The 845-nt window shown below is 44.3% G+C and carries 1 protein-coding gene; it reads left to right on the top strand.

Annotated features, from left to right (window positions below; all coding sequences use genetic code 11):
• A partial coding sequence (locus tag ACW689_RS21400; RefSeq protein WP_476294434.1) for an IS3 family transposase occupies nt 1-831 on the top strand: 831 nt, incomplete at its 5' end.
• Between the last annotated feature and the right edge of the window lie 14 nt (nt 832-845).

The raw sequence follows: 845 nt of genomic DNA, 5'->3' as shown, positions 1-845 counted from the left end.
AAGCGAAGTTGCGCCAGTGAATTAGTTCAAGCGGGTTTAAGTATTTTGAAAGCGTGTAAGTTTGTAGGTATTGGCCGCGCTACATACTACCGCCCAGAACGAGACTGGCGAAAGGCTGATGCGGCTGTCATTGATGCCATCAATGCAGAGTTAAAGAAATCACCCAGAGCAGGATTTTGGAAATGCTTTGGACGGCTTCGCTTTAAAGGTTATCCGTTTAACCATAAGCGCGTATATCGGGTGTATTGCCAAATGGGTTTGAACTTAAAACGTAGAGTGAAACGCGTGCTGCCAAAACGAGTTGCACAGCCATTAGAAGTTGTCGCTCAAGTCAATCATCAGTGGGCATTAGATTTTATGCATGACACTTTATATTGCGGTAAACGATTCAGAACACTCAATATTGTTGATGAAGGCACACGGGAATGTTTAGCTATTGAGGTCGATACTTCGCTGCCAGCGGAACGAGTTGTTCGAACGCTTGAACAATTGAAAGGAGAGCGCGGTTTACCTAAACAAATTCGAGTAGATAATGGACCGGAATTAATATCGGCACGTCTAACAGATTGGTGCGAAGCGCATAACATCGAATTAGTTTATATCCAGCCTGGCAAGCCGCAGCAAAACGGTTTCGTTGAACGGTTTAATGGCTCATTCAGACGAGAATTTTTAGATGCTTATTTGTTTGAAACCCTCAATCAAGTGAAAGAGATGGTATGGTTCTGGCGATTAGATTACAACGAAGAACGTACACATGAAAGTCTCGGTGATCTGCCGCCAGCAGCTTACCGGGCAAAGTTAGAAAACTCTAGTTTACAGGTGTCTCACTGACGGGGAAGTGGACA

The organism is Pseudoalteromonas sp. ABE4_541 (assembly GCF_056312285.1).
This window is presented reverse-complemented; position numbering and strand designations above follow the sequence as displayed.